At 61.8% G+C, this 26,154-nt stretch carries 24 protein-coding genes; 10 read left to right on the top strand and 14 right to left on the bottom strand.

Annotated elements, in window-relative coordinates:
- Positions 1 to 83 precede the first annotated feature (83 nt).
- Both U5A58_RS21085 and U5A58_RS21080 read right to left on the bottom strand, forming a co-directional pair.
- Positions 84 to 707, bottom strand: coding sequence for a hypothetical protein (locus tag U5A58_RS21085; RefSeq protein WP_321962886.1), 624 nt, complete (start codon positions 705 to 707; stop codon positions 84 to 86).
- 28 nt (positions 708 to 735) lie between these two features.
- Positions 736 to 1,797, bottom strand: coding sequence for a patatin-like phospholipase family protein (locus tag U5A58_RS21080; protein WP_321962885.1), 1,062 nt, complete (start codon positions 1,795 to 1,797; stop codon positions 736 to 738).
- Positions 1,798 to 1,961: 164 nt separating this feature from the next.
- Between U5A58_RS21080 and frmR the strand changes: the two genes are divergently transcribed.
- Genes frmR through fghA form a run of 4 tightly spaced genes read left to right on the top strand, consistent with a single transcriptional unit; the run spans position 1,962 to position 4,848 of the window.
- On the top strand, positions 1,962 to 2,234 hold the full coding sequence (gene frmR, locus U5A58_RS21075; RefSeq protein ID WP_028221606.1) for a formaldehyde-responsive transcriptional repressor FrmR: 273 nt from the start codon (positions 1,962 to 1,964) through the stop codon (positions 2,232 to 2,234).
- 56 nt (positions 2,235 to 2,290) lie between these two features.
- Positions 2,291 to 3,400, top strand: a complete 1,110-nt coding sequence (locus U5A58_RS21070) for an S-(hydroxymethyl)glutathione dehydrogenase/class III alcohol dehydrogenase (protein ID WP_233888494.1) — start codon at positions 2,291 to 2,293, stop codon at positions 3,398 to 3,400.
- Between the two features lie 22 nt (positions 3,401 to 3,422).
- On the top strand, positions 3,423 to 3,998 hold the full coding sequence (gene gfa / locus U5A58_RS21065) for an S-(hydroxymethyl)glutathione synthase (protein WP_321913486.1): 576 nt from the start codon (positions 3,423 to 3,425) through the stop codon (positions 3,996 to 3,998).
- Between the two features lie 7 nt (positions 3,999 to 4,005).
- Positions 4,006 to 4,848: an S-formylglutathione hydrolase gene (fghA, locus tag U5A58_RS21060; protein WP_321962884.1), complete on the top strand. Its 843-nt coding sequence runs from the start codon at positions 4,006 to 4,008 to the stop codon at positions 4,846 to 4,848.
- Between the two features lie 48 nt (positions 4,849 to 4,896).
- On the opposite strand, the gene U5A58_RS21055 is transcribed toward fghA, so the two are convergent.
- From U5A58_RS21055 to U5A58_RS21005, 11 genes are all read right to left on the bottom strand, one after another.
- Entirely contained in the window at positions 4,897 to 5,997 is a 1,101-nt protein-coding gene (locus U5A58_RS21055; protein ID WP_321949022.1) for a GlxA family transcriptional regulator, read from the bottom strand.
- Between the two features lie 64 nt (positions 5,998 to 6,061).
- On the bottom strand, positions 6,062 to 7,063 hold the full coding sequence (locus U5A58_RS21050) for a LysR substrate-binding domain-containing protein (protein WP_321962883.1): 1,002 nt from the start codon (positions 7,061 to 7,063) through the stop codon (positions 6,062 to 6,064).
- Between the two features lie 211 nt (positions 7,064 to 7,274).
- Complete coding sequence (locus U5A58_RS21045) at positions 7,275 to 8,768, bottom strand: aldehyde dehydrogenase (RefSeq protein WP_321962882.1); 1,494 nt, start codon at positions 8,766 to 8,768, stop codon at positions 7,275 to 7,277.
- A 17-nt stretch (positions 8,769 to 8,785) separates the two neighbouring features.
- A complete protein-coding gene (locus tag U5A58_RS21040) occupies positions 8,786 to 10,117 on the bottom strand; it encodes an FAD-binding oxidoreductase (protein ID WP_321962881.1) in 1,332 nt (443 codons plus the stop codon).
- A 9-nt stretch (positions 10,118 to 10,126) separates the two neighbouring features.
- Complete coding sequence (locus U5A58_RS21035; RefSeq protein WP_321913492.1) at positions 10,127 to 11,014, bottom strand: dihydrodipicolinate synthase family protein; 888 nt, start codon at positions 11,012 to 11,014, stop codon at positions 10,127 to 10,129.
- A gap of 74 nt (positions 11,015 to 11,088) precedes the next feature.
- A complete protein-coding gene (glyA, locus tag U5A58_RS21030; protein ID WP_321962880.1) occupies positions 11,089 to 12,384 on the bottom strand; it encodes a serine hydroxymethyltransferase in 1,296 nt (431 codons plus the stop codon).
- Positions 12,385 to 12,484: 100 nt separating this feature from the next.
- Positions 12,485 to 13,366 carry a glycine betaine ABC transporter substrate-binding protein gene (locus U5A58_RS21025; RefSeq protein WP_321913494.1) on the bottom strand — a complete coding sequence of 294 codons (882 nt, stop codon included), beginning with the start codon at positions 13,364 to 13,366 and terminating at the stop codon, positions 12,485 to 12,487.
- Between the two features lie 81 nt (positions 13,367 to 13,447).
- Positions 13,448 to 14,329: a proline/glycine betaine ABC transporter permease gene (locus U5A58_RS21020; RefSeq protein WP_321937923.1), complete on the bottom strand. Its 882-nt coding sequence runs from the start codon at positions 14,327 to 14,329 to the stop codon at positions 13,448 to 13,450.
- The gene (locus tag U5A58_RS21015; protein ID WP_321913496.1) at positions 14,326 to 15,615 is read right to left on the bottom strand and encodes a glycine betaine/L-proline ABC transporter ATP-binding protein; all 1,290 of its coding nucleotides are present in this window, start codon (positions 15,613 to 15,615) and stop codon (positions 14,326 to 14,328) included. Before U5A58_RS21015 ends, U5A58_RS21020 begins: the two co-directional genes overlap by 4 nt.
- 550 nt (positions 15,616 to 16,165) lie before the next feature.
- Entirely contained in the window at positions 16,166 to 17,245 is a 1,080-nt protein-coding gene (locus U5A58_RS21010) for a hybrid-cluster NAD(P)-dependent oxidoreductase (protein ID WP_321962879.1), read from the bottom strand.
- 52 nt (positions 17,246 to 17,297) lie between these two features.
- Complete coding sequence (locus U5A58_RS21005) at positions 17,298 to 18,557, bottom strand: aromatic ring-hydroxylating dioxygenase subunit alpha (protein ID WP_321962878.1); 1,260 nt, start codon at positions 18,555 to 18,557, stop codon at positions 17,298 to 17,300.
- Between the two features lie 220 nt (positions 18,558 to 18,777).
- Here U5A58_RS21005 and U5A58_RS21000 point away from each other — a divergent pair, with 220 nt between their 5' ends.
- Entirely contained in the window at positions 18,778 to 19,704 is a 927-nt protein-coding gene (locus U5A58_RS21000; RefSeq protein WP_321913499.1) for a LysR substrate-binding domain-containing protein, read from the top strand.
- A 36-nt stretch (positions 19,705 to 19,740) separates the two neighbouring features.
- Complete coding sequence (locus tag U5A58_RS20995; protein ID WP_321962877.1) at positions 19,741 to 20,331, top strand: dimethylsulfonioproprionate lyase family protein; 591 nt, start codon at positions 19,741 to 19,743, stop codon at positions 20,329 to 20,331.
- Between the two features lie 35 nt (positions 20,332 to 20,366).
- Here U5A58_RS20995 and arcD read toward each other — a convergent pair whose 3' ends face one another.
- Positions 20,367 to 21,830 carry an arginine-ornithine antiporter gene (gene arcD, locus U5A58_RS20990; RefSeq protein WP_321962876.1) on the bottom strand — a complete coding sequence of 488 codons (1,464 nt, stop codon included), beginning with the start codon at positions 21,828 to 21,830 and terminating at the stop codon, positions 20,367 to 20,369.
- Positions 21,831 to 22,016: 186 nt separating this feature from the next.
- Here arcD and U5A58_RS20985 point away from each other — a divergent pair, with 186 nt between their 5' ends.
- From U5A58_RS20985 to U5A58_RS20970, 4 genes are all read left to right on the top strand, one after another.
- Positions 22,017 to 22,484 carry a YaiI/YqxD family protein gene (locus U5A58_RS20985; protein ID WP_321937930.1) on the top strand — a complete coding sequence of 156 codons (468 nt, stop codon included), beginning with the start codon at positions 22,017 to 22,019 and terminating at the stop codon, positions 22,482 to 22,484.
- 498 nt (positions 22,485 to 22,982) lie between these two features.
- Positions 22,983 to 24,338: a lysine N(6)-hydroxylase/L-ornithine N(5)-oxygenase family protein gene (locus U5A58_RS20980; RefSeq protein WP_321962875.1), complete on the top strand. Its 1,356-nt coding sequence runs from the start codon at positions 22,983 to 22,985 to the stop codon at positions 24,336 to 24,338.
- Positions 24,335 to 25,558: an MFS transporter gene (locus U5A58_RS20975; RefSeq protein WP_321962874.1), complete on the top strand. Its 1,224-nt coding sequence runs from the start codon at positions 24,335 to 24,337 to the stop codon at positions 25,556 to 25,558. The genes U5A58_RS20980 and U5A58_RS20975 overlap by 4 nt, the downstream gene beginning before the upstream one ends.
- Positions 25,548 to 26,147: a GNAT family N-acetyltransferase gene (locus tag U5A58_RS20970; protein ID WP_321962873.1), complete on the top strand. Its 600-nt coding sequence runs from the start codon at positions 25,548 to 25,550 to the stop codon at positions 26,145 to 26,147. The genes U5A58_RS20975 and U5A58_RS20970 overlap by 11 nt, the downstream gene beginning before the upstream one ends.
- Positions 26,148 to 26,154: the final 7 nt, after the last annotated feature.

Below are 26,154 nucleotides of genomic sequence, written 5' to 3'. Positions count from 1 at the left end.
ACGGCTAAATGCGATTAAGCCGTAAATTGGCGCGGAGATTTGCTGAATTTTGGGTCAGGAAATCCTGAATTGCGTATCTGACCTCATGACGCAGCGCCCGGCAGAGGCTGCGCGAGGCGCCACGTGAGATTCTCGCGTGCCGCCGCCTCGCACTGCGAGTGAAAATAATCGGTCAGGTAAATGCGCGGCCGCGCAAGCAGGCCTTGCAACAACTTTCGCTCCTGCACGGCGTACGCGTGCTCGTCGAGGTCCGGGCGCTCGGCTCTCAAGCGCACACCGTTGTCACAAAACTGGCGGCGCGGCGCGCCGAGTGACGCGAGATCGATGTCGCAAACGAAGCACGCATCGAGATCATCGGGAACGCGGTTGTGACAGGTCGCGAGAATCGCTTCGCAAATGCGCTCGCATGTCGCAATGCGATCGGCGGCGCAGCGCCGAAGCCAGTCCGCACTGCGCTGTTCGTTATCCTTGGCACCCGGAACATAGATCACGTCGTGGCACCACAACGCGAGTTCCACGAGATCGCCATGCGCAATGACCTCGCGCGCCAGATCGAAATCGCGCAGGCAACGGCGCACGTGCTGCAACGTGTGATAGTGCCGCCCCGGTTCCCCATAGCGGCGCACGAGATCGGCGCAGACGCTCTCCGCGTTCGCGCCCCCACTGCGCGACCATAACGCGACGAAGCGTTCCTGCGTGCTGTTCACCGCTGCTCCTTTGCGCACTGCGCGATTTTCAGAGAAATTCCTTGCGAATGTCGATGCTCGAGCGCTGACCGATGTCCGCGTAGTGCTGCGCGAGCCAGGCGTCGGCTTCCTTGCGGCCGTTGTCGCGCAGCTCGCACAGAAAATCCCAATCCGCGTTGTATTTGCTCGACACGCTGAGCGCACACATGGCGGCGTCGGAGCGGATCGAATGGATCAGCATTTCCTTCATCTCGTCCTGAGCGAGTTTGTGTTGCTGGATCAACTCCGTCACGAAGGCAATGGCACGCATTTCGCGCATGAGCGACGAGTTGAAACTGATTTCGCTGATGCGGTTCAGAATGTCCGCCGCCGTGACCGGCACGCCTGGCCGCACGAGCGGGTTGATGTGGACGATCACCACGTCGCGCGTCTTGCAGTGATAGATCAGCGGATAAATGGCCGGGTTGCCCATATAGCCGCCGTCCCAGTAGTGCTCGCCCGCGACCGTGACGGCATGGAACAGCGTTGGCACGCATGCGGAGGCGAGCACGGCGTCCGCGCAGATATCCTCACCCGTGAAGAGGCGTATCTTGCCTGTCTCCACGTTGGTTGCGCACAGGTACAGCAAAATGGGGCAGGCCTTGCGCAGCGCGGCAAAGTCGACCTGGCTTTCCAGCACCTCGCGCAACGGGTTCAGGTTGCCCGGATTGAACTGATAAGGCGAGAATACGCGCAGCATCATGTCGGCAACCGCATAGAGCGGCGAATGATCGAGCCCAAAGCTGTGCGAGCCCTTGAGCCACGGCACCCAGCGCAGCGGGTTGTAGCGTTCGGCCGACTCGGCAACCGCATGCCAGAAGCGATCGAGCGCCTCGCGCGCGCCGCCCACACCGCCCTTCATGAGCCCATACGCGAGCACCGCGCCGTTCATGGCGCCGGCGCTGGTCGCGCTCACGCCTTCGATCGCGAGCCGTTCGTCTTCGAGCAGGCGGTCGAGCACACCCCATGTGAACGCGCCGTGCATCCCGCCGCCCTGCAATGCCAGCGCGATCTGCCTGGGCGCCACGGGGTCGTGCTCTCTTTTCTGGCTTCTTGTTCGCTTCGTCGCCATGAGTCGCCTCCTCGGGCGGTACGCGCGTCCATTATGCGCCGCATGCCCTGCGGGAACAGCCCCGCTATTCAACTGGCATTCCAGCAGCAAAATCGATGCAAACGTATACTCCCCAGCAGTATTGCCCTATACTGCCCCACAGTATCCCCATTATCGATGCGGTCATGCCTCATTCCCCCGAAGAAAAGAAGCGCGTGCTCACGCGCGTGCGCCGGGTTCGCGGCCAGCTGGACGCGCTCGAGCGCGCGCTGGAGGAAGGCGCCGACTGCGCGCCCGTGCTCCAGCAACTGGCGGCGATTCGCGGCGCGATCAATGGCGTGATGGCCGGTGTGCTCGAAAGCCACCTGCGCGAAGAGTTCACCCACCTTGCAGGATCAGCGGAATCTCCGGGATCAATCGACGATGTCGTGACCCTCGTTCGAACCTACTTACGCTAACTCACCGCGGGTTTTCCCGCCCCGATTTGGCTGAACCCTTTTTTTACAGGACTACTATGAAATCGCGTGCTGCAGTAGCGTTTGCGCCGGGCAAGCCCCTCGAGATCGTCGAGATCGACGTCGAACCGCCCCGCAAGGGCGAGGTGCTGGTGAAGATCACGCATACCGGTGTTTGTCACACCGACGCCTTCACGCTCTCGGGCGACGACCCCGAAGGCCTCTTCCCCGTCGTGCTCGGCCACGAGGGCGCCGGGATCGTCGTGGAAGTGGGCGAAGGCGTGACAAGCGTGAAGCCCGGCGACCACGTGATCCCGCTCTACACCGCCGAATGCGGCGAGTGCCTCTTCTGCAAGAGCGGCAAGACCAATCTGTGCGTGTCCGTGCGCGCGACCCAGGGCAAGGGCGTGATGCCCGACGGCACGAGCCGGTTCAGCTACAACGGCCAGCCCCTCTACCACTACATGGGCTGCTCCACGTTCAGCGAGTACACCGTGGTGGCCGAAGTGTCGCTCGCGAAGATCAACCCGCAAGCCAATCCCGAGCAAGTGTGCCTGCTCGGCTGCGGCGTGACCACGGGGTTGGGCGCGGTGAAGAACACCGCCAAGGTGCAGGAAGGCGATACCGTCGCCGTATTCGGTCTGGGCGGCATCGGGCTCGCGGTTATCCAGGGCGCGAAGCTCGCCAAGGCCGGCCGCATCATCGCCGTCGACACCAATCCGGGCAAATTCGATCTGGCGCGCGCCTTTGGCGCCACCGACTGCGTGAACCCCAAGGATCACGAAAAGCCCATTCAGCAGGTGATCGTCGACATGACGGGCTGGGGCGTGGATCACAGCTTCGAATGTATCGGCAACGTCAACGTCATGCGCGCGGCGCTCGAATGCGCGCACCGCGGCTGGGGCCAGTCGGTCGTGATCGGCGTGGCGGGCGCGGGTCAGGAAATCTCCACGCGGCCGTTCCAGCTCGTGACCGGCCGCCGCTGGCTGGGCACGGCCTTTGGCGGCGTGAAAGGCCGCTCGCAGTTGCCGGGCATGGTCGAAGACGCGATGGCAGGCAAGATCCAGCTCGCGCCGTTCGTCACGCACACAAAGCCGCTTTCGGGCATCAACGAAGCGTTCGACTTGATGCACGAGGGCAAATCGATCCGGACCGTCGTTCATTACTGACACGCAAGGAAGGAGAGAGACCATGGCCTCAGCTATTCACCCAACGGTTGATCGCGGCATTCAGAAAGGCGCCGAGAATTTCGCAGGCGGCACGCTGCGCTGCCAGTGCGCACAAGACCCGGTCGAAGTCCGCATTGACTCGCAGGTCCTGTTCAACCATGCCTGCGGCTGCACCCAGTGCTGGAAGCCCGCAGGCGCGCTGTTTTCCGTCGTCGGCGTCGTGCCGCGCGACAAGTTGACGGTCACGGCGCACGGGGAAAAGCTGAAGGTCGTGGACGAGAAGGCCACGATCCGGCGGCATGCCTGTACCGGCTGCGGCACGCATCTGTATGGCCGCATCGAGAACAAGGACCACGCGTTCTACGGGCTCGACTTCATTCACACCGAGCTGTCGAAGGAAGCGGGCTGGGACGGCCCCGGCTTTGCGGCCTTTGTCTCCTCGATCATCGAGAGCGGCACGCCGCCTTCGGCCATGGCCGACGTGCGCCAAACGCTGCGCGACAAGGGCCTCGAGCCGTACGACTGCCTGAGCCCCACGCTCATGGATCTTCTCTCCACCCAGGCCGCGAAGGCCAAAGGCACTTACCGGGAGGCCTGAAACGCTTATGGAGCGCATTGAAAAACACGTCAGCCACGGCGGCAGCCAGGAGGTGTGGAAGCACGCCTCTTCCACCGTGGGTGGCGAAATGAAGTTTGGTATCTATCTGCCCGAGGCCGCGTTGCGCGGGCAGAAATGCCCCGTGCTGTACTGGCTTTCGGGCCTGACCTGCACCGAACAAAACTTCATCACCAAGGCAGGCGTGCAACGCTACGCGGCGGAACACGGGATCATCGTCGTCGCGCCAGATACGAGTCCGCGCGGCGGCGACGTGGCCGATTCACCCGACTACGATCTCGGCCAGGGTGCAGGCTTCTACGTGAACGCCACGCGCGAACCGTGGGCGAAGCACTTCCGCATGTACGACTACGTGGTCACCGAATTGCCGGCCGTTGTCGAGGCCGGGTTTGCGGCAAGCGACGCACGCTCGATCAGCGGGCACTCGATGGGCGGGCACGGCGCACTGGTCGTTGCGCTGCGCAATCCGGGCCGTTATCGCAGCGTCTCCGCGTTCTCGCCAATCGTCGCGCCAAGCCAGGTGCCGTGGGGACAAAAGGCGCTTGCCGCCTATCTTGGCGACGACCGCGCAACGTGGCAGCAGTATGACGCCGTGGATCTGGTCGCTAACGGGGGCAAAAGCGCGAGCGAAAAGCTGCCGCTACTCGTGGAGCAAGGCGGCGGCGACGATTTCCTGAGCACGCAGTTGCGGCCGGAACTGCTGCAGGCGGCCTGCGAGAAAGCGGGACATCCGCTCCACCTCAATATTCGCGAAGGCTACGACCACAGCTACTACTTCATCGCCAGCTTTATCGGCGAGCATATGGCGTATCACGCCAAAGCGTTGGCTTGACGCGGGCCCGGCCCGACGTGCGGCATTCAGCGCCGCACGTCGCGCTTGTTACGGCGCGCCCAGTTGCTGAGCGGGTGCCTCGACATAGTCAGCAGGCAACGGCGTATCCGGCTCCGGCGTGCCCAGTAGCGCCTCATGCGAACTCGGCAGCCGCGTCGTGCGATATTCGTTGGGCGACGCGCCAAACTCCTTGCGGAACTCGCGGCCGAGGTGCGAAGCGTCGGAAAAACCGCATGACGACGCGATATCCGCAACGGTGCGGTCCGAACTCGTCAACAGCCACGACGCCATGCGCAGGCGAATCTGCCGCGCGTATGCGCCCGGAGATTTGCCGGTCTCCGTCGTGAAAAGGCGTTCGAGCTGGCGCACCGAAACATCGAGCCGATGCGCCAGATCCGGCAGACTCAGCGGCTGACCCACGTGCTGCTCCATCAGCAGAATCGCGCGCCTGACCTTGGGATGCGTGGCGGGCTCGAGACCCGGAGGATGCGGTTGCGGCGCATTGCCTTTTTGCGCATCGTCCACGAGCAGAATACGCAGCGCCTTGCGCACGATGGTGGCCTCGACATGGCGCAGCAGAATCGCCGCGGCAACGTCGATCGACGCACGGCCGCCCGAACACGTAATGCGTCTTCTGTCGATCACAAAGAGCCGGTCGGCAACGAGGTCACGCTCATCGACTTGCGGGAAGCGCTCCACGAAATCCCAGTAGTGGAACCAGCTCACGCATATGCGATATCCGTTCATCACGCCGGCTCTCGCGAGCGCGAATGCCCCGGTGCAGAGTCCGACGAGCGTGGCCGGCGTCTCGGCCATGGCGCGAATGAAGGCGAGAGTCGCGTCGCTGGCCGGCGGCCCCGAATGCAGCAGTCCGCCTACGATCACGACATAGTCGAACGGCTCGGCCTCCTCGAAAGTCGTCCACGGCGTGATCTGGATGCCGCAGCTCGCGCGAACCGGCACGAGATTTTCTCCGACGATGGTCCATGAGCACCGCACCGGCCGGCTCATATCGCCTTCGTCGCTTGCGAGCCTGAGCAGGTCGACGAAGCCGGAAAAGGCGGTCAACGTGAAGTTGGGCAATAGCACGATCCCGAAACGCAGCCGCCTTGTGGCCGTGGCTTCGCTGTCAATCGTGGGGTGAACCATGGGGCCGCCTGTGCAAATACATTTCAAACAATCGATACGGTCGAAACCTGTTATTTGCTACCCGTTAGCCTGTGACCGCAACGCCGGCGTCGAGCCAGTCGCGCATCATTGTGCCGGCTTCTTCGGTCAGCCAGTTTCGAAACTGCAGATACTCGGTACGGGGCCGCGCGTTCCGGTGCGTAATCAAATAGTGGTAGCGGTCTCTAAAGACGAGCGCATCGGGCACTGGCCGTATCAGCCGGCCTTGCTCGACCTGATGGTGGAGTAAGTGGTGCCAGCCCAGCAGCGTGCCTTCGCCGGCTTCCGCCTGCGCGACCAGAAGCCGATAGTCGTTGCTCTCCAGATGTCGGTTTTCAGTCAGGATGTCCGTGCCGTCGCCCTGCTGAAACCAGTTGCGCCACACGCGCCAGTCCACGTGTTCACAAACCTGGGCGCGCCCGAGCAACGAAAGATTCAACGTGGGTTGCGAAAGCAGATCGAGCGGCTTGAGTTTCTTGCCGCGAAAATGCCGGTCGTAAAACGTCGGGCTGCAAACCGGGTAGACGACATCATGAAATAACGGCTCCACCTCGTATTCCGGCTCACGCGGTGGATTCTTCGTGATGATGATGTCGGGCTCCATGAGTTCGTCCAACTCCATGAAGTGCTCGGTGACCATCACATTCAGCTGGATCTCTGGAAAGCGCTCGCGAAACGCCGGCAGGCGCTGCGACAGCCACAGGGCCGAGAACGTATGGGAGACGCAAATCGTCAACGCGTGCCGGTCCGTGCGGCGCACTGCCTCCGCCGCCTCGGCGATATTCATGATGGAGAGGTACGACGCGTTGTACAGGATGCGTCCCGCATCGGTCAGCGCGATATGCCGGCCGGTGCGCTCGAACAGCGCGACATCGAGCGAATCTTCCAGCTCCTTGATTTGTCTGCTGATTGCGGCCTGCGTGACGCAAAGCACCTCCGCCGCCTGGGTGAAGCTTTCGTATCGCGCCGCGGTCACGAAGCACCGGAGCGCCCGCAGCGACGGCATCTGGGCGAGGAGTCTGTCTGCGAATAGTTGCTTCTTTAACATGGCTTGCGCTCTTTAAACGGGTGCCCCCATGGCGCGTTCAAGCGCGCCACGAACCATAAAGGGATTCGGATGAGAATAGTGTGCGAGTCCGTATTCCCGGTGGCAAGTGATGTGATTCATACCGTGGCTTACGTTCCGCCAACAACCCGCTCCCCCTTCATCGTGTGTGCACGGGCCTGACGGCCCGTTCTCCCGCTTTATCGCTACCCATTCACGCCAGCTTCAGCCAGGTGGTCTTGAGCTCGCAATACTGGTCGTGTGCATAGACAGACTTGTCGCGCCCGCCAAAGCCCGATTGCTTGAATCCGCCGAATGGCGTCGAAAGGTCACCTTCGCCGAAACAGTTTACCGTGACCGTGCCTGCGCGGATACGCGAAGCGACCTTATGCGCGCTGTTCACGTTATCCGTCCACAACGAAGCGGCCAGACCGTAGCACGTGTCGTTCGCGATGCGGATGGCGTCTTCCACGTCGTCGTATTCGATAAAGCACACGACAGGCCCGAACACTTCTTCCCGCGCGATGGCCATGTCCGGCGTGACCTGATCGAAGATCGTGGGCTCGACGAACCATCCTCCCGTTTCGGTTAGCGCGGCACGCCCGCCGCACACCGCGCGCGCGCCCTGCTCCTTCGCTTTCTCGATGTGTGCGAGCACTTTCTCGTAGTGCTTCTGTTCGATCAGCGCGCCAAGCTTGACGTCGGGGTCGAGCGGATCGCCAGTCCTCCAGCCCGCCAGTACAGCCTGGACTTTCTCCACCAGCTCCGCCCGCTTGCTCGAAGGCACGAGAATGCGCGAGCCGGCGCTGCAGTTTTCCCCCATGTTCCAGAATGCCGCGGCGACAGCCTGTTCGGCGACCGCATCGAGATTCGCGACATCGGGCAGAATCACCTGGGGGTTCTTCCCGCCGCATTCGAGCACCACCCGCTTCAGATTGGTGTCTGCGGAATAATGCAGAAAGCGCTTGCCGGTCGCCGTCGACCCGGTGAACGCAACGAGGTCAACATCGGGATGGCGGCCCAGCGCCTGTCCCGCACTTTCCCCAAAGCCCGTGACGACGCTGAATACGCCCGCGGGCACGCCCGCTTCGAGAGCGAGATCGGCAATGCGAAGCGTAGAGAGTGACGTTTGCTCCGCCGGCTTCACGATCACGCTATTGCCGACCGACAAGGCCGGCCCGATTTTCCAGGCCAGCATCAGCGCGGGGAAATTCCACGGCAGCACCGCGCCCACTACGCCTATCGGCTCGCGTGTAATCATGCTGACGACATCCGCGCCGGAAGGCGATAGCGCGTCGTAACGCTTGTCCGTCACTTCGGCATGCCAACGAATGCAAGCTGCCGATTCGGGAATATCAAGCGCGAGACATTCGCTGATCGGCTTGCCCGCTTCCAGCGCTTCGAGCAGCGCCAGTTCGTCCGTATGCGCCTCGATCAGTTGCGCGAGGCGAAGCAGCACCGCCTTGCGATGCGCCGGCGCGGCCTTCGACCATACGCCGGATTCGAATGCATTGCGCGCGGCCGCAACAGCGTGGTCCACATCCTTTTCGCCGCATTTCGCCACTTCCGCGAGCACCTGGCCCGATGCGGGATTGAGCGTGGCGAACGTTTCGCTCGATGCCGATCCACACCGCTCTCCGGCAATGAATGCCCGTCCGTCGAGCGATAGTGCCGCTGCTTTCTGCTTCCACTCTTGATGCGTCGTCATCTCGTGTCCTTGGTTAATTAAAGCTCGGCTCCCGCCGACATTTCCTTCGCCCAGATCGTCGCCGACACCGCCATGTCGACAATCGGCCGAACCGGCAGCGAACGCGGGTGCGGCTGCTTCAGAAGCTGCTGGATCAGATCGTTGGTCTGGCCCAGCGCATATTCGGCGATCAGCTTGCCCGACGAAGAGCCCCTGCTCAGCCCGAGGCCATTGCATCCCACCGCTTCCAGGATGCCGTCGTCGCGGCGGCCGAACAGCGCGCCGTTGTTCGCCGAAAGACACAACGGACCGCCCCATGTGTACTCGAGCTCGACACCCTTGAGCATGGGGAACCGGCGGTCGAACGAGCGTTGATGCAGCGCTTTCGCCTTCGTGAGATCGGATTCCGATACCTGCAACCCGGGCCTGAACGCGAAATGGTTGCGCACGCAAATACGGTCCGTGGCCAGACGGCGCACCGTCGTGCCCATGGGGTCCGCCGGAATCAGCGACCACGATCGCGTGCCGCCCAGCTTTTCCACCTCGGCGGCATTCATGACGCGAGTCATCGACGCAAACGTGTACACGGGCAGCAAGCCATTGGGGTGAATACCGAACGTCGCCGCGTACGCGTTCGTGCAGAGAATCACTTGTTTAGCGACGATCTTTCCCCGGGCGAAATGCAGGACTTTCTCGTTGCCGCGCTGCTCGACTTGCGTCACCGCGCTCATTTCGAACACCGTGACGTTTTCCGGCTGCGTAGCCGCCAGTCCTCGCATGAGCGCCGCCGGCTGCACCGTGCTGCATCCCGGCGTGAATAGCGCGCCCTGGTAAAAGTCCGTGCCGGTCACCGCACGAATGGCGGGTTGATCGAGCCATTCGAATGCTTCGTCGATGCGCGTCAGCCCCTGCGCAAAATGCTTTAGCGCGTCGAGCCCTTTCTTGTTGACACTGGCGTGGAATTTACCGTCGTCGCGCCAATCGCAGTCGATGTTGTGCGCGCGTACAATCGAGCGCACGTAGTCGATGCCGTGCCGCTGGAAACGCACGTCGGCCTTGTCCTCCGCCACGCTGCGCGAATAGCTTTCGCTGCTGATGTCATGCGGTAGATCGACGAAGAATCCGGAATTACGTCCGGCCGTCGTGCGCCCAATGCGATCGGCCTCGACCAGCGCGATCGACGCATCGGGCGCCAGTTCGGCAAGCCGCCGCGCGGCACAAAGCCCGGTGATCCCGCCACCCACAACGACCCAGTCGTATCGAAGCTCAGCCGACACCGTATTGGCAGGCCGCGCTGGCGGGAGACTTTCCCACCACCCGTTGACGCCGTCTGGCGCAGGAAAGCGCGCGAATTCCAGGTTCGAGACCATTTTCTGTTGTTACTGGGCGTTGCGAATCAGCGGTTTCACAAGCTGCGCAAATGCGCTGCGTTCCTCTTGCGTGAGCGAACCGAGCGGTGCACGCGCCACGCCAACCGGCAGCCCCACCAGTTCGCAACCGTAGCGCACGTACTGGATGAATTTGCCGCTGCGCTCGAGCAGTTCGAGCACCGGCAGCAATTGCGACATCAGCTGGCGGCCCAGCACGAAGTCGTTGTGTTTGACACACGCGTCGAAAAGCGCCGTGTGCGCTTCCGGCAGGAAGTTCGATGCGCCGCCAACCCAGCTCTTCGCGCCCCACGCAAAGAATTCGAGCGCCTGGTCGTCCATGCCGCAACTGAGCACCAGCCGGTCCTTGAAGTGCGTGACGAGATGATGCAGATGTGAAATATCGCCGGTGCTTTCCTTCATGGCGATAAAGTTCGGACGCTCGAGCAGCGTTGCCAGCACGCCGTCGCTGATCTCCGTTCCCGTGCGGGCCGGAAAGTTGTACAGCATGATCGGCATGTCGAGCGCGTCGTCCACCTTCAGCATGTGGCTGAGCAGTTCCTCCTGCGTCGGCTGCGCGTAGTACGGCGCGGCAACCAGCAGAGACGACAAACCGGCGCGCTTCGCCTCCAGACCAAGGCGAATCACTTCCTTCGTCGTGGTCGCATTGATGCCCGCGGTCAGATACGTTTTGCCGCCCGCCGCCTCGGCAACCGTGTTGAACGTCTTGACGCGTTCCTCGAAGCTCAACGCATAGTATTCGCCCGTGGTGCCGCCGATTCCAAGGCCCGCTACGCGGCCTGCGAGATTCGCTGCATGCTTGCCGAGCAAAGCGTGGTCGATTTCACCGTCCTCTTTGAACGGCGTGACCAGCGGAGTATGTACGCCCTCGAAGCTCATTTTGATTCCTCTCTTCAATAATCTTCAAACAGATAATCGGATATTCACTGCATTCGCGGCCCTGAGCGCCTGGCTTACGCCAGGGCGTCGGCGTGCGAATAAATCGGGAACTGGTGGCACAGGTCTCTCACGCGGCTACGCACGGCGCGCTCGACCTGCTCGTCGCCGCCGGGCTCGCGCTCCAGTCCCGCCAACACTTCAAGAATCATTTCGCCAATCTGCTCGAACTGGGCCGCGCCGAATCCGCGCGTCGTGCCGGCAGGCGTACCGAGCCGGATCCCTGAGGTCACGGTCGGGTTTTCCGTGTCGAACGGAATGCCGTTCTTGTTGCAGGTGATGCCCGCGCGCTCGAGCGCTTTTTCGGCCTGCGTGCCCGTAATGCGTTTGGAACGAAGATCGACGAGCAGCAGATGGTTGTCGGTGCCGCCCGTGACGAGCGAGAGCCCGCCCGATTGCAGCACGTTGCCCAGCGCCGCGGCGTTGCGCAGCACGCGGTCGATGTAGCTCGCGAACTCCGGACGCAGCGCTTCGCCGAACGCCACCGCCTTGCCCGCAATGACGTGCATGAGCGGACCGCCCTGCAGGCCGGGGAATACGGCGGAGTTGATCTTCTTCGCGATGTCGGCGTTGTTGGTGAGGATGAAGCCGCCGCGCGGACCGCGAAGCGTCTTGTGCGTGGTCGACGTCACCACGTCCGCGTACTTGACCGGGTTGTCGTGCCGTCCGGCCGCGACAATGCCTGCGATATGCGCCATGTCGACCATGAGCAGCGCACCGACGCTATCCGCGATTTCACGGAAAGCCGCAAAGTCGAGCGCGCGCGGATACGCGGAATAGCCCGCGATCATGAGCTTCGGGCGGTGCTCCTGCGCCTGTCTGCGCACCGCGTCGTAGTCGATACGGTACGTCTGCGGGCTCACGCCGTACTGCACCGCGTTGAACCACTTGCCGGATAGCGCCGGTCGCGCGCCGTGCGTGAGGTGGCCGCCCGCGTCGAGCGACATGCCCATCACCGTGTCGCCGGGCTTCACGAGGGCGAGCATGACCGCACCGTTAGCCTGCGCGCCGGAATGCGGCTGCACGTTGGCGTACTCGGCGTCGAACAGCGCCTTCACGCGGTCGATGGCGAGCGCCTCGACGCGGTCCACGTGCTCGCAGCCGCCGTAATAGCGCTTCGACGGGTAGCCCTCGGCATACTTGTTGGTCAGCACCGTCCCTTGCGCTTCCATCACTGCCGCCGAGACGATATTCTCGGAGGCGATCAATTCGATCTGCGTTTGCTGGCGGCGCAATTCGAGCGCGATCTCGGATGCTATGACCGGGTCACGGCTTTGGAGCGTTTCAGAAAAGAAGCACGAGTTTTCGCTCACGGGTCACTCCAGGAAGTAATCGTGTCTTGCAGGCCCTGCTGGAACTTGAAAATCGCTGGGGCAGCGGGCCCTTCCTGCCCCTTGAATACGGATCGCCGGCTTACTGCTGCAGCCAGGCTTTCAGCTTGTCCGGGTGGGCGTCGACGAACTTCTTCGCCGCGCTCGCGTAGTCGTTCGTGCTGTTGCCTTCGAGCTCGATCGCTTCGACATCAGCCAGCGTCAGCTTGAAATGCTTGAAGAACACATCGGCGCGGGGAAACTTCGTGGCGAACTGTTTGGACGCGAACGCGTGAATCTGCTCTTCACCGCCCAGCGTGCCCTTGGGGTCCTTCAAATAGCGCATCTGCCATTTCTGCCAAAGCCAGTGCGGGCTCCAGACCGTGGCCACGACCCATTGCTTCGTTTGATACGCACGCGACACGGCAGCGAGCATGCCGGCTTCGCTCGATGACTGCAGGTTGTAGCCGTTCAGGTTGTATGCCTCAACCGACTTCTGCGAGGCTTGCATCAGGCCCGCACCCGGACCAATGCCCTGAATCGTGCCGTCGAGCTTGCTCTTGACTTCCGGTTTGTTCAGATCGGAAATCGACGAAACCTGGGACTCCGGCACGTATGCAGGCACGGCCCAGCCGTTTCTACCGCCCGTGTAGATCACGCCGACATCGTCCAGATCGTTCTTGTACTTCGCGTAGTACACGGCGTGCGTCACCGGCAGCCAGCCGCCCACCATAATGTCCAGATCGCCGCGCGCCACGCCCTGAAACTGAATGCCGATATCGGCATTGACGAACTTGACCGGCTGGTTCAGTTTGGTCTCGAGCACGTATTTGGCGACATTGGCCGTGGCGAGTACATCCGCCCAGTCGGTGACCGCCATCTTGATCGGCTCCGCGGCCACGGCAGACCCGACGCCGACACTCATGGCAAGAACCGTCGATAGCGCAACCTTCGTCACGAGTGATTTGAAAACATCGCTAATCATGTTAGTACTCCGTATTGATGTGGAAACTACCCGTTCCTTCACGGTTACCTGCCTATGACTTGCAGGCAGGTAACCGGCTGGTCAGCTATGCGCGGCTTCGGTGGTGCTGCCCTTGCTCACTTTCGCGACAGATCTTCTCTTCTTCGCCTTCGCACCAAACGTCTCCGTCAGGCGGTCCAGCACGATGGCGAGCAGCACGACACCGAGCCCGCCTTCGAAGCCGATGCCGATGTCGAGGCGCTGAATGCCGCTCAACACATATTCACCCAGGCCGCCCGCGCCGATCATCGAGGCGATCACGACCATCGAAAGCGACATCATGATGGTCTGGTTCACGCCGGCCATGATGGACGGCAATGCATTCGGCAGCTGGATTTTCCAGAGCAGTTGCGCGTCCGTGCTGCCGAACGAGCGGCCCGCTTCCAGCAGTTCCTCGCGCACCTGGCGGATGCCGAGCGTCGTGAGTCGCACGACAGGCGGCATGGCGAACACGACCGTTGCGATCACGGCAGGCACGCGGCCCAACCCGAACAGGATCACGGCAGGGATCAGATAAACGAACGCCGGCATGGTCTGCATGAAATCGAGCAGTGAGCGCAGGATCATTTCCACGCGCTTGTTTCGCGCGCCCCAGATGCCGAGCGGCACGCCGACAATCAGACTGAACACCGTCGCGGCCACGACGAGCGCGAGCGTCGCAACGGTCTGCGGCCACAGTCCCATGTAGTGAATGAGCATCAGCGCGATGCCGACGAACACCGCGAACGCGATGCCACGGCGCCACAACGCAAACGCCACGAGAAACACCAGCATCGCGAGGAATGGGATAGCGCCCAGACCGTCCTCGAGCAGTTTGACGACAGCGCCGAGCGCCGCGGAAAACGCGTTGAACCCGCCCTGGAAGTGATTGAAGAGAAAATTGACGGCGTTCTCTGCGAACTTGCCGATGCCTGACGAATTCATGCTGCCCTCCGCTCCATAACCTGTTTGAGTATCGTTCGGCACGACACGACGCCCGCGAGCTTGCCCGCCGCGTCCGTGACCGGCACGTCGTGTTGCTGGCTCAATGCGATCGCGCTGAGTTCGTGCAGGTCGGTGTCCAGCGAGACCGTGCTCAGGTCCTTGAGCAGCGCTTCGCGCAGCGGTTGGGCGCCCGCCTTGTGCAGCGAAGCGGGCGTGACGCAGCCCTGGTAGCGGCCGGCTTGGTCGCACACATAGCCACACTCGGCGCCGCTGTCGATCAGTTGATTGAGGTAACGCTCGGCGGGCGCACCGACGTCGCCGGCAATGAGTCCGCGCTCGACACGGGTCATCAGGCGGTCGGCCTTGAGGAAGCGCGAAACGTCGACGTGACGGAAAAAGTCCCGCACGTAGTCGTCTGCCGGCGACTGAATGAGTTCAGCCGGCGTGCCGACCTGGATCAGGCAACCGTCTTTCATGATGCCGATACGGCCGCCGATCTTGATGGCCTCTTCGATATCGTGCGAAATGAAGACGATGGTTCGCTGCTCCTCCTTCTGAAGCCGCAGCAATTCGCTCTGCATTTCGAAGCGGATGAGCGGATCGAGTGCCGAGAAAGCTTCATCCATCAGCAGCACGGCAGGATTGACCGCGAGGGCGCGCGCAAGACCGACCCGTTGCTGCATGCCGCCCGAGAGTTCGCCAGGCAAAAGCTTTTCATACGAGCCAAGACCCACGCGCGTGAGCGCGGCGCGAGCGATTGCATAGCGCTCGGACTTCTTCATGCCCGCGACTTCGAGGCCATACGCAATGTTGTCGAGTACCGTGCGGTTCGGCAGCAGCGCAAACGACTGGAACACCATCGCCATCTTCTTGCGGCGCACTTCACGCAGCTCAGGCGTGGACATGGGCGCGATATCGCGGCCTTCGAGCACGACCTGGCCGGACGTCGGTTCAATGAGCCGGTTGAGCAGGCGCACGAGCGTCGATTTACCGGAACCCGAAAGACCCATGATGACGAAGATCTCGCCGGCCTTCACGTTGAGGCTGACGTTGTTGACCGCCACCATGTTGCCGGTGCGCTTGAAGACTTCATCTCGGCCCAGCCCCTGCTTGACCAGTTGCGCGGCAATCTCGGGCTTCGGACCGAAGATCTTCGACAGGTTCTTGACCGTGAGAATGTCCGTGCCTGATAGGGCAATGGGCCGGGCCACCGAAGGCGTACCCGCTGTGTTGATTGCGCCTGGCGGCATTGCGTCGCCCGGTGCGAACGTCAGATGAGGGGCCATTTGTCATCCCAACTGGCTGGTTCAGAAAATTGATGCTGGCGAACTCCGTTACGACCAGAAGTTCTAGCGCGGCGATTCAGCTCGCATTAACGTCTGCCTGGCGTCGAATCCAATCCTTTGTTGATTCCGGTTCCGGCGCAGTCGCTGATGCAGTGATTGCAGCGTAGCAATCCAAATTGCGCGCTCCAGCTACATTTTTTCGACCCTTTCCCATACCTTTGGTAATGCGTGCGAGGCACGCAGAAGGCGATGAAATGTTTAGCGAATACGCACGTAGCGCGCATTCGCCATATAGGCCGGGGCTTTGCAGGAAATTGAGTGCCGGAAACGGCGCCGTCCGGCCAGTCCTCGCCAGACGGGGCCCACCGTGTCGAACAAGGGAAAGCCCTGGCGGGATTCAGTCAGGGAAACTACCAGGAAAATGCGCGAAAACCGCGAGGAAGGGGCGAAAGTTCAGACGACAAAAAAGGAATTGCCCCATTACGGGGCACAGGATCATTTCAGGTCAGGCTAAGCAGCCGTCGAAACAGCTCAGACCGCGCTCCTTCTGCTACAAATCGAGAACCAGGTTTGAAGTCGGGCGGCTGCAGCACATTAACCGCATACCCTTCTCGATTTCGCGCGGGCGAATGCCGCCATTGTGTTTCATGTCTACGGCACCTTCGAGCACTTTCGTCTTGCAGGTCCCGCATATGCCCTGACTGCATGACGACGGCAAGGGCACACCGGCCTTGCGCGCCGCGGCGAGCACGGTTTGCGAGGCGTCCATGGTGAACGAGCGGCCCGAGCGCGCCAGTTGCACCGTAAAGCCGGATTGAGCGGCCGGCTCTTGAGTGCACTCCACCGTCTGCGCGAAGTTGAAGCTTTCCTGGTGGTAGCGCGAGGGGTCGTGGCCACCCTCCGCGAGCATCTTTCTGGAAGCTTCCATATAGCCGCCGGGGCCGCAGACAAACACCTCGCGGTCACGGTAGTCCGGCACATGGTCCATCAGCAGATCGAGACTGAGACGCCCCACAGGACCCGACCAGGCCGGCTCGCCCCCGTGCGCCTCGCACACGTGGACGACCCGCAGCTTGTCCGAGAGCGCGCACAAATGCGCAAGCTCGTGGCGGAAGATAATGTCCTCCGGCGTTCGCGCGCTATGAATGAACACGATGTCGCGGTTCAGTCCCAGGTCGAGCGCTGCTCGCGTCATCGACATCAACGGCGTGACGCCCGATCCCGCAGAAAGATAAAGACTCCTGGCAGCCGGCCCCGAAGCAGGCGTGAATACGCCCGACGGCCCGAACGCCTTCAATTCGACGCCTTCTCTCATGTTCTCGTGCAGCCAGTTCGACATAACGCCGCCCGGTACCCGCTTGACCGTGATGGAAACCGTATAGGGCCGTGTAGGCGGCGAAGCGATCGTGTAGCAACGGCTGACCTCCTTGCCGTCGATCTCAGCGGACACAGTGATGAATTGCCCCGGCTCGAAGCTAAAAAGCTGGCCATCCCGCGTGCTGAACACGAATGTCCGCACGTCGTGAGTCTCGGCGGACACACGCGTGCACGTGAGCGTACGTTGCTCGTGGCTCGGCCACTGCGAGTCTGCGCGCTCCCACGTGCTCGCACTACAAAAGCGATCGGGCATTTCCCCACCCCGCGCGATGAAACATGTATCTGCGGCTAGGTTCATGGCGACCTCAAATTCCGTGAGCCTTCAGCTTCGCGTCGTACCAGCGCGAAAACTGGTCCAGCGCTGCCTCGGTAAAGTTCGAGAAAGGTCCCGGAATATAGGCAGGATCCTGCGTTCCCGCATGGGTGTTCCCAACGAGCTCCGCGTCCTGGGTCGTCGTCGCGACCCACACTTCCGTGAGTCTCTTCAGGTCGTAATCCACGCCTTCAACCGCGTCGGCGTGGACTAACCAGACCGTGCGCACGAGCGTCTTGTCGGGCGCAAGCGGCAAGCCATAGGCAATCACGGCATGGTCGCTCATCACGTGCGTCCACGAATGATGACCCCACATGTGCACGTCGCCGAGATCGCGCCGTTGCACGTCACCAAGCAGCTTCGTGCAGGCCACTTTCGTGTCGAGCGTCTGCGATTCGTTTGCGCCCGAGATTACGAGGCGCTGAGTCCGGAAATTGGTATCCACGCTTTCGTCGAGCGCTTCGACCGTGCCGCACACATAGCCGGCCTTTTCCCAGTTCTCCTGGCATGCCGAATTGCGCTTCAGGTAAGCGTCATAGGCCTGCAGCGATTCGTCGCTCTGGCCATCCGGGCAAAAGCCGAAGTCTTCCGCAAGAAACGAGTTCGTCAACTCCGGATGCGTGCCCGCGCAGTGGTAGCACTCGCGGTTGTTTTCCATGACGAGCTTCCAGTTGCCGATTTCCACGATCTCCATTTCATGGGCGATCTTCGTGCGCGTGAGGTCGTACGGCGCGAAGCGCGGCGTCATGACGGTTTCGAGCTTTTCGAAGTCGGCGGGTGGCGCGTCGGCGAGGCAAACGAAAACATGCGCGCCGACCGTCTTCACATGGACCGGAATCAGGCTGTGACAACCTGTGTCGAAGCCCTTGCCCATGTGCGTCGAATGCTTGAGGCTCCCATCGAGATCGTACGTCCACTGATGGTACGGGCATACGAGCATCCCCACGCTCGCCTTGCCGGCCTTCTTCATGATGCGCGAGCCGCGATGGCGGCACACGTTGCGATAAGCACGCACGTTCTCGTCGTCGTCGCGCACGATGATGATCGACGCCCGGCCGATATCCACCGTGTGAACATCGCCCGGCTCCGGCACGTCAGCCGTCACGCCAACCAGAATCCACAGCTTGTGAAAGAACACCTCGACGTCCGTTTCGAAGACGTCCTGGCGCCCGAACAATTCACCGGGCATGCCGTGCCCTTTCTCGCGGCTATTGAGTAGTTCACGGTGCGTTTGAATTTGAACCTCTGACATGGTGAGCCTCATGATGAACGCGCTTCCTAGCGCGTGGGACGCTGGTATGGCGTGAAGTATTGGACCGCCGAATTCCACCGTCAACGCGCTTTATAAGCTGCTTCACATTCATTTAAATCATGCGAAAATGCGCCCGGAACGAGGTGCCCGCAATGCGCCTCGCGGGCCGTTTGGCACGAATTGTCAGACCAGGATTACCCGTCGACAGATGTGAGCGCGGATGAAAACCACCAAAGCAACGAAAGGCTATCGTCGCATCGTTCCCTCGCTGACCGCCCTTGTCGAATTCGAAGCCGTAGCGCGGCTCGGGAGCTTCACCTATGCGGCAAGCGAACTGGGCGTCACGCAGTCCGCCGTGAGCAGACAGGTCAAGTTCCTCGAAGCAACACTGGGCGTGCCGCTCTTTCACCGGCTGCACCGTTCGATCGATCTGACGAGCGAAGGCGAAGCGCTCTACCGGGTCGTCGCGGAGTCCATGCAAAAGATCGCAGGCGTGTTCGATCGGCTGGTGAGCGGAACCGAGCAAAGAGAACTGGTGCTGGCATCGACCGCCGCATTTTCGCAATTGCGGCTCTTGCCTCGGCTCGCAAAGCTGAAGAAGCTCGATCCCCCGTTGCAACTGCGGTTATCGACCGAGATGTTTACGGCCGACCTTCGGCATGTCGAGGTCGACGTCGCCGTGCGCTATGGCGACGGCAACTGGCCGGACGGGACCTCGACCTTGCTGTTCGATGCAGAAGTCTTTCCGGTTTGCTCGCCGCAGTTTCTTCAGGAGTACGGCATGCCCCGCTCGCTCGACGAGCTGGCGAAGATGGCGCTCGTGGAGTCGGATGCGACGTCCGAAGGATGGATGGTGTGGAGCGAATGGTTTCGCGCCGTCGGGTATCGGCCCACGCGTTTGAATACGGTGCTGCGGTGCAGCCTCTACACGGACGCGATTCAGGCAGTGCGCTATGGACAGGGCATTACACTGGGCTGGAACCGCCTCGTCGACGATCTGCTTCGTTCCGGAGAGCTGGTCCGCATCGACGTCGCAACATTGCGCCCCAGCGATGCCTGGTTCGTCGTGGTGCCTCACGGCCGGACCATCACGCCGGTCATCATGCAGCTCATTGAGTGGCTGCGAGGCGACCCGGCACCGCGCTGACCTTGTAAGCACTATCGAAAGATTACAGGAGCCCCCGTGTATCAGCGACATGAGAACCTCGAGCAATTCATTCGCATTGCCCGAACGCTGTTTCAGTCAGCAGCGTTGCCGGAAGCGGGCCGCCAGTTGGCCGTGAAAGTATTCGAGCGCCTTGAACAGCCGTCCGACGACGGCAGGTGCAACAGCACACGCTATCCCGCGTGTGCCCTCCTCGACTCCGCGCTCGCACCGCTGCTTGACGACACCACTGGACTCGGCGACGCGGCTCGCGCGATCAAGCTGCTCGAACCCGCTATGGGTTGGCAGCGGCGCACTTCCGGATCGAACGGCAGCGAAGACTATGTCGAGAAACACGTGCACGGCATGATTTGCGGCCCAGGTGGCATGGAAAGCCGTTACGACATCCAGCTAGGCTTTTCGCTGCTCGCGCCTCACACGCGATACCCCGATCATCGGCATCCCCCTGAAGAAGCCTATGTGCTGCTCAGCGCGGGGGAATTCCGCCAACGTGAAGAAGACTGGTTCGATCCGGGCATCGGCGGCGGCCTGCACAACACCCCCAACAGCCTGCACGCCATGCGCTCGGGGGCCACCCCGCTCTTTGCGCTGTGGTGTCTCCTGGTGTAAGCGGCATAAGCGCGTATCGGCTATCGGCCAGGCAATCAAAGACTCAGCAGCCCGCGATACAAACCGTAGCCGGCCACGGCGGCGGCAACGAGCACGGCTGCAAAGACGACTTTCTCCAGATGAGTAAACACTGGCTGCCCGGCTTCGCGCCTCGCCTTGGCGAACAAGATGACGCTCGGCGCATAAAGCAGCGACGAAAGCAGAAGGTATTTCACGCCGCCTGCATACAGCAGCCAGGCCGCGTAGAGCACGGAAACCGCGGCAATCAACAAATCCCTGCGGCGGTCCTTGTTTGACAGCTCGTAGGTCTCGCCACGAATGGCGAGCAGTAACGCATAGATCGCCGACCAGAAGTAAGGCACGAGAATCATCGAGGTCGCGAGATAGATCAGCGAGAGGTACGTGCCTTTCGACACCAGCGTGATGAGCAAAAACACCTGCACCATGCCGTTGGTGAGCCATAACGCGTTTGCCGGCACCTGGCTCGCGTTTTCCTTGCGCAGGAACGCAGGCATCGTGCGATCCCGCGCGGCCGAGAACAGAATCTCCGCGCACAGCATGACCCACGACAGCAACGCGCCGGCCAGCGAAATGGCCAGCCCCACGCTCACCAGCACCACGCCCCAATGTCCGATAACGTGTTCGAGCACGCCTGCCATCGACGGATTCTTCAGCCCGGCGAGTTGACGCTGGTTCATGATACCGAGCGCCAGCACGTTGACGAGCACCAGCACAAGAAGAACGATGAAGAAGCCGATGACGGTCGCCTTGCCAACGCTCTTGCGGTCCGCTGCGCGCGCCGAGAAAACGGTCGCCCCTTCTATGCCGACGAACACCCACACCGTGACGAGCATCATGTTGCGGACCTGATCCAGCACGCTGCCCAGCGACGGATTCGTGCTCGCCCAGATATCTGCCGAAAAGATATCCAGCCTGAACGCAAGCAGGCAAATGAGAATGAACAGAACGAGCGGAACGATCTTCGCAATCGTCGTGATCTGATTGATGAAACTCGCTTCCTTGATGCCGCGCAGCACCAGAAAATGCACGCTCCAGAGCAGCACTGAAGAGCAGGCGATAGCGGGCAGCGTATTGCCCTCGCCGAATACGGGGAAAAAATACCCGAGCGTACTGAAGAGCAGCACGTAGTAGCCAACGTTGCCAAGCCACGCGCTGATCCAGTAGCCCCAGGCCGAGGCGAAGCCCATGTAATTGCCGAATCCGGCCTTGGCATAAGCGTAGACGCCGCCGTCGAGATTCGGCTTGCGGTTGGCGAGTGTCTGGAACACCAGCGCGAGCGCCAGCATGCCGAAGGCGGTAATGACCCAGCCAATCAGAACGGCGCCCACGCCTGCGGAAGCGGCCATATTCTGCGGCAACGAAAATATGCCGCCGCCGATCATCGACCCCACGACGAGGGCAACAAGCGCGCCCAGCCGCAGCCCGTTTGAGTCCCTGTGTTCCCCAGCGGCATCGAATCCGTGGGCAGCGTCGCTCATATCCGCTCCGTCTTCGCAGTATCAGGTCGGGGCATGCGGCTCCATTGCGAACTCATTGTTGGCACGAACGCAGGCAATTGCAAGGAAAACGCAGTGCCGCACGAAGCTACCGGACACGTCGCGCAATGCGCGGCGCATCTCCCGCAGTGCGATATGATCGCGCTTTACTGTGCCGGGAATCCCTCTATGCAAGTGCTGGTCGACGCTGACGCCTGCCCCGCCGTCATCAAGGACATGCTGTTTCGGGCCGCGCGGCGTGCCGAAGTCCAGGTAACGCTGGTTGCAAACCAATATCTGCGCACACCGCCGTCGCCCTTCATCAAGTCGGTTCAGGTGCCGGCGGGATTCGATGCGGCCGATGCCCGCATTGTCGAACTGGTCGAGCCGGGCGACCTCGTGATCACGGCGGACATACCGCTTGCCGCCGCCGTGCTCGACAAAAGCGCACAGGCACTCGATCCGCGCGGCAACTGGTTCACACGCGAAAACATTCAGGAACGGCTGACGATGCGCGACGTGATGGATCAACTGCGCAATGCAGGCATTGAAACGGGCGGTCCGGCGCCGTTCAGCGCGCGTGATAGCAAGACGTTCGCCGGGCAACTCGATCGATTTCTCGCACGGCACAGCCCGCCGCCGCGCAAACCTGCGTGAACACGTAGCGCACGTGGACGTTTGAGATCATCGCATCACGATTTCCCAAAGCTCGTGGCCTCGCACAGGCGAATCGCGCGCGATTAGAGCCGAAATATTCCCCGCGCGCATGTAACCCCTGCAACGCACAGGGTCTTTCGTAGGATGATTTGACGCCAAAAATGGGGCGCCGGAGCGGCGAAGCCTACGCTTTCCTTACCGCAGCCAATTCGGCGCGCGCCTCGGTGCAGCCTGACTTTGCCGCCGATCGCACAGGACAGCCGCGATGCGTATTGGGCAAACACGATAGTTTGGAATCCTGACCGGATACGTTTCGCGCTTGCCATTGGGCGGCGACTTTCCTATGATCCTCAAACGCGAATCAATCTCATTCGCACCGGAACACCACCCGCCCGCGCAAACGGTTGCGCGGTTGCGTCTCGTGAGCTTTCTCGCCGTATTCGTCCTTCGATGAGGTAACTCGACATGGTCCTTTCCGCACCAGGTGAAAGTTCAATCATGAGTACAACTAATATCCAGCCGGGTCCGTCCTCGCGCGTGCTCGACTTCGTGGCGATCGGCCTCGGGCCGTTCAACCTGAGCCTCGCCTGCCTGGCCGACCCGATCCGCGATCTGCGCGGCCTGTTCCTCGAACGCAACGAGGATTTCGACTGGCATCCGGGCATGCTGATCGACGACACCACGCTGCAAAACCCGTTTCTCGCCGACCTCGTGAGTCTCGCCGACCCCAAAAGCAAGTTCAGTTTTCTCAACTACTGCAAGCAGGAAGGCAAGCTCTATGCGTATTACATTCGCGAGCGCTTTTATCTGAGCCGCGCCGAATATAACCGTTACTGCAAATGGGCCATCAGCCAGCTTTCGAGCATCGCGTTCGGCTCGAGTGTGGAGCACGTTGAATACGATGCCCAGCACGGCTACTACGTAGTGAGCGGGCGGCACACGCGCACCGGGCAGCCGTTCACGCATCGCGCGTTGCGTCTCGTGATCGGCGTGGGCTCGGTGCCGCAATTGCCGCCGTGCTGCGGCGAGCTGCACGAGCGCTGCATCCACAGCGCACATTACGTCGCGCGCAAAACCGAGTTGCAGCAAAAGCGTTCGATCGCCGTGATCGGCAGCGGCCAGAGCGCCGCCGAGATCTTCTACGACCTGCTCAAGGAGAGCGACGAGCACGACTACTCGCTCACGTGGATCACACGCTCGCCACGCTTCTTCCAGATGGAGAACACCAAGCTTACGCTGGAAATGATCTCGCCCGACTACATCGACTACTTCTACAACCTGCCGGACGGTGTGCGCGAAAACATCATCGCCAAGCAGGACAGTCTCTACAAAGGCGTCAACGCCTCGCTCATCAACCAGATCTACGACCTGCTCGACGACCGGCGCAGCCGCGGCAGCAACAGCGCGCGCCTCATCACCAATTCCGAACTGAGCGCGTGCCACTACGACCGCGTAGACGACCGCTTTCACCTGCGCTTCGTCCAGCGCGACGAGGGCGTGCAATACACGCATGTCACCGACGGTGCGATCTTCGCGACCGGCTATGGGCAAAATGTGCCCGGCTTCATCGACGGCATTCGCACCCGCATTCGCTGGGACGACAAAGGACGCTACCGCCTCTCGCGCAACTATGCGATCGACGTGAGCGGGCGCGAGATCTTTGTGCAAAACGCGGGGCTCTACAGCCACGGGCTGACCAACCCCGACCTTGGCATGAGCTGCTATCGCAACTCCTGCATTCTGCGCGAGCTGACCGGTGTCGAACACTACAAGATCGAGCGGCGCATCGCGCTGCAGGACTTCTCGGTGCCCGACACGGAAGCGTTCGTGAAAGTGCCGCTGGAGGCGCAATGAAGCTGCGCAGCACGATCATTCTGATGACGACCTTTGCCGTTATCAGCGACGCAATCCTGATTCCGTTCTACCCGCAATTCTTCGCGGCGCGCTATGGCGTGACGAGCCCGGTGCACGCGGGCGCTTACGTGGCGTTCATCTCGATCGTCGTGATGCTCACGCTGCCGCTCTGGGCGCGCATTGCGAAGCGGCTCGACGCCATGCATCTGCTCGTCTACACGCAATGCGCCGCGGGCGTGCTTTCAGTGGCCAGCTATTTCGCGCCCACGGTGGCGCTCTTCTGGGTGCTCTCGCTTGCCATGTTCATGTGCAAAAGCAGCTATCTGCTGATGTACCCGTACATGATGCGGCTCGAAGCGAAAGAATCGCATGCGCATACCATCGGCGTGCTTTCCGTGGTCGTACATTTCGGCGCGATTGCGGGCGCAGTGGCGGGCGGCTTCGTCATGCAGGTCTGGGACGCGCATCACTGCATCTTCGCGATGGCCGCAGGCGACTTCGTGCAGATGGCGATCTGCCTTGCGCTGATCCGCACGCATGGCATTGCGCGGCGCTGCCGGTTTGCCGGCGAATCCGCTGATGCCCAGTCCAAGCCTGGCCTGCGTGCGCGCATGCCGATCCTGCGCCTCGCCCTGCTCATGCTCGCCTTCGACTTCTGTGTCTATCTCATCCGCCCATTCATGGCGTCGTACTGGCAGGCGGTCACCCATGCACCCGGCGAGCTGGTTCCGGGGCTCGTGTTCGCCATTCCCGGCATGGTTGCGCTCGTCGCGCTGCGCCTGAACAAGCGGCTCGCCGCGCAAGGCAAACGCGTGCCCGACCACATGCTCGCGAACCTGCTGCTCTGCACCGCCGGCATGCTGCTGCAAGGCGTGGAAGCGCCGCTGTGGATCGTCGCGGGTCGCGTGATGTTCGGCTGGGCACTGTTCCAGATTGTCGTGAAGCTCGACGTGACGATGTTCGCACTGAGCACGCCCGCCTCCTATGCCGCCGACTACAGCGTCATCAACTTCTTCCAGAACCTTGGTGTGCTGCTGGCCTCGTTCGCAGCCGGCGCCATTGTCGATGAAGCCGGCTTGCGCGCACCGTTCTTCGTGGCCTCGGCAGGCCTCGTTGTCACGGCGCTCGCGAGCGTCTGGCTGCTCGCCCTGCCACGCGCCCAAGGCGCCGCCCTCTCCAACCCGATTGCCGAAACAGGAGTCACCGCTCGTGCGAACTGAAATCGCTGCCGACGAAGTCGCGTTGCGTCATGTCGCGGCTGCACGCATCGCCAGGCCAGAGGCCTTTCATATCCGGGCGCTCGACGCGCAACGCGACGCGCCCACGCTGCACCGCTGGTTCGTCGAAGAACGCGCGGCATTCTGGAACATGCGCGAGAAGAGCGTGGCGGACGTGGCCGCGTTCTATCAGGCTATCGAGGACTCGGGGCACGCACGCGCCTGGCTCGGACTGCACGATGGCGCGCCCGCCTTCCTGTTTGAAAGCTACGACCCGGCGCACGAAGAGATTGGCGATCACTACGACGTGCGTACGGGCGACCTCGGCATGCACCTGTTCGTCGGGCCCGCTGCCATACGAAGGTCCGGCTATACGCGCCACGTGTTCGAAACGCTCATGGCGTTCCTGTTCGAGCGCCTTGGCGCCCAACGCGTCGTTGTCGAGCCCGATGCGCGCAACGCGCGCATCCACGCCCTGAATCGTGCGATGGGCTTCGTATACACGAAGGACGTCGCGTTCCGCGAAAAGATCGCCTCGCTCGCGTTTTGCACGCGCGCTGATTTTTACGCAGCCATTACGCAGGATCACTAAATTCAAT

Source organism: Paraburkholderia sp. J7 (genome assembly GCF_905220155.1).
Taxonomy (GTDB): Bacteria; Pseudomonadota; Gammaproteobacteria; order Burkholderiales; family Burkholderiaceae; genus Paraburkholderia.
Note: the sequence above shows the minus strand (reverse complement) of the source record. Positions and strands in the feature narration are given on the sequence as shown.

Bases quoted from the DNA above. Each gene is read 5' to 3' on its own strand.
- U5A58_RS21080 (WP_321962885.1), bottom strand. From the start codon at position 1,797: ATGGCGACGAAGCGAACAAGAAGCCAGAAAAGAGAGCACGACCCCGTG.
- frmR (WP_028221606.1), top strand. From the start codon at position 1,962: ATGCCTCATTCCCCCGAAGAAAAGAAGCGCGTGCTCACGCGCGTGCGC.
- U5A58_RS21070 (WP_233888494.1), top strand. From the start codon at position 2,291: ATGAAATCGCGTGCTGCAGTAGCGTTTGCGCCGGGCAAGCCCCTCGAG.
- gfa (WP_321913486.1), top strand. From the start codon at position 3,423: ATGGCCTCAGCTATTCACCCAACGGTTGATCGCGGCATTCAGAAAGGC.
- fghA (WP_321962884.1), top strand. From the start codon at position 4,006: ATGGAGCGCATTGAAAAACACGTCAGCCACGGCGGCAGCCAGGAGGTG.
- U5A58_RS21055 (WP_321949022.1), bottom strand. From the start codon at position 5,997: ATGGTTCACCCCACGATTGACAGCGAAGCCACGGCCACAAGGCGGCTG.
- U5A58_RS21050 (WP_321962883.1), bottom strand. From the start codon at position 7,063: ATGTTAAAGAAGCAACTATTCGCAGACAGACTCCTCGCCCAGATGCCG.
- U5A58_RS21045 (WP_321962882.1), bottom strand. From the start codon at position 8,768: ATGACGACGCATCAAGAGTGGAAGCAGAAAGCAGCGGCACTATCGCTC.
- U5A58_RS21040 (WP_321962881.1), bottom strand. From the start codon at position 10,117: ATGGTCTCGAACCTGGAATTCGCGCGCTTTCCTGCGCCAGACGGCGTC.
- U5A58_RS21035 (WP_321913492.1), bottom strand. From the start codon at position 11,014: ATGAGCTTCGAGGGCGTACATACTCCGCTGGTCACGCCGTTCAAAGAG.
- U5A58_RS21025 (WP_321913494.1), bottom strand. From the start codon at position 13,366: ATGATTAGCGATGTTTTCAAATCACTCGTGACGAAGGTTGCGCTATCG.
- U5A58_RS21020 (WP_321937923.1), bottom strand. From the start codon at position 14,329: ATGAATTCGTCAGGCATCGGCAAGTTCGCAGAGAACGCCGTCAATTTT.
- U5A58_RS21015 (WP_321913496.1), bottom strand. From the start codon at position 15,615: ATGGCCCCTCATCTGACGTTCGCACCGGGCGACGCAATGCCGCCAGGC.
- U5A58_RS21010 (WP_321962879.1), bottom strand. From the start codon at position 17,245: ATGCCCGATCGCTTTTGTAGTGCGAGCACGTGGGAGCGCGCAGACTCG.
- U5A58_RS21005 (WP_321962878.1), bottom strand. From the start codon at position 18,557: ATGTCAGAGGTTCAAATTCAAACGCACCGTGAACTACTCAATAGCCGC.
- U5A58_RS21000 (WP_321913499.1), top strand. From the start codon at position 18,778: ATGAAAACCACCAAAGCAACGAAAGGCTATCGTCGCATCGTTCCCTCG.
- arcD (WP_321962876.1), bottom strand. From the start codon at position 21,830: ATGAGCGACGCTGCCCACGGATTCGATGCCGCTGGGGAACACAGGGAC.
- U5A58_RS20985 (WP_321937930.1), top strand. From the start codon at position 22,017: ATGCAAGTGCTGGTCGACGCTGACGCCTGCCCCGCCGTCATCAAGGAC.
- U5A58_RS20980 (WP_321962875.1), top strand. From the start codon at position 22,983: ATGAGTACAACTAATATCCAGCCGGGTCCGTCCTCGCGCGTGCTCGAC.
- U5A58_RS20975 (WP_321962874.1), top strand. From the start codon at position 24,335: ATGAAGCTGCGCAGCACGATCATTCTGATGACGACCTTTGCCGTTATC.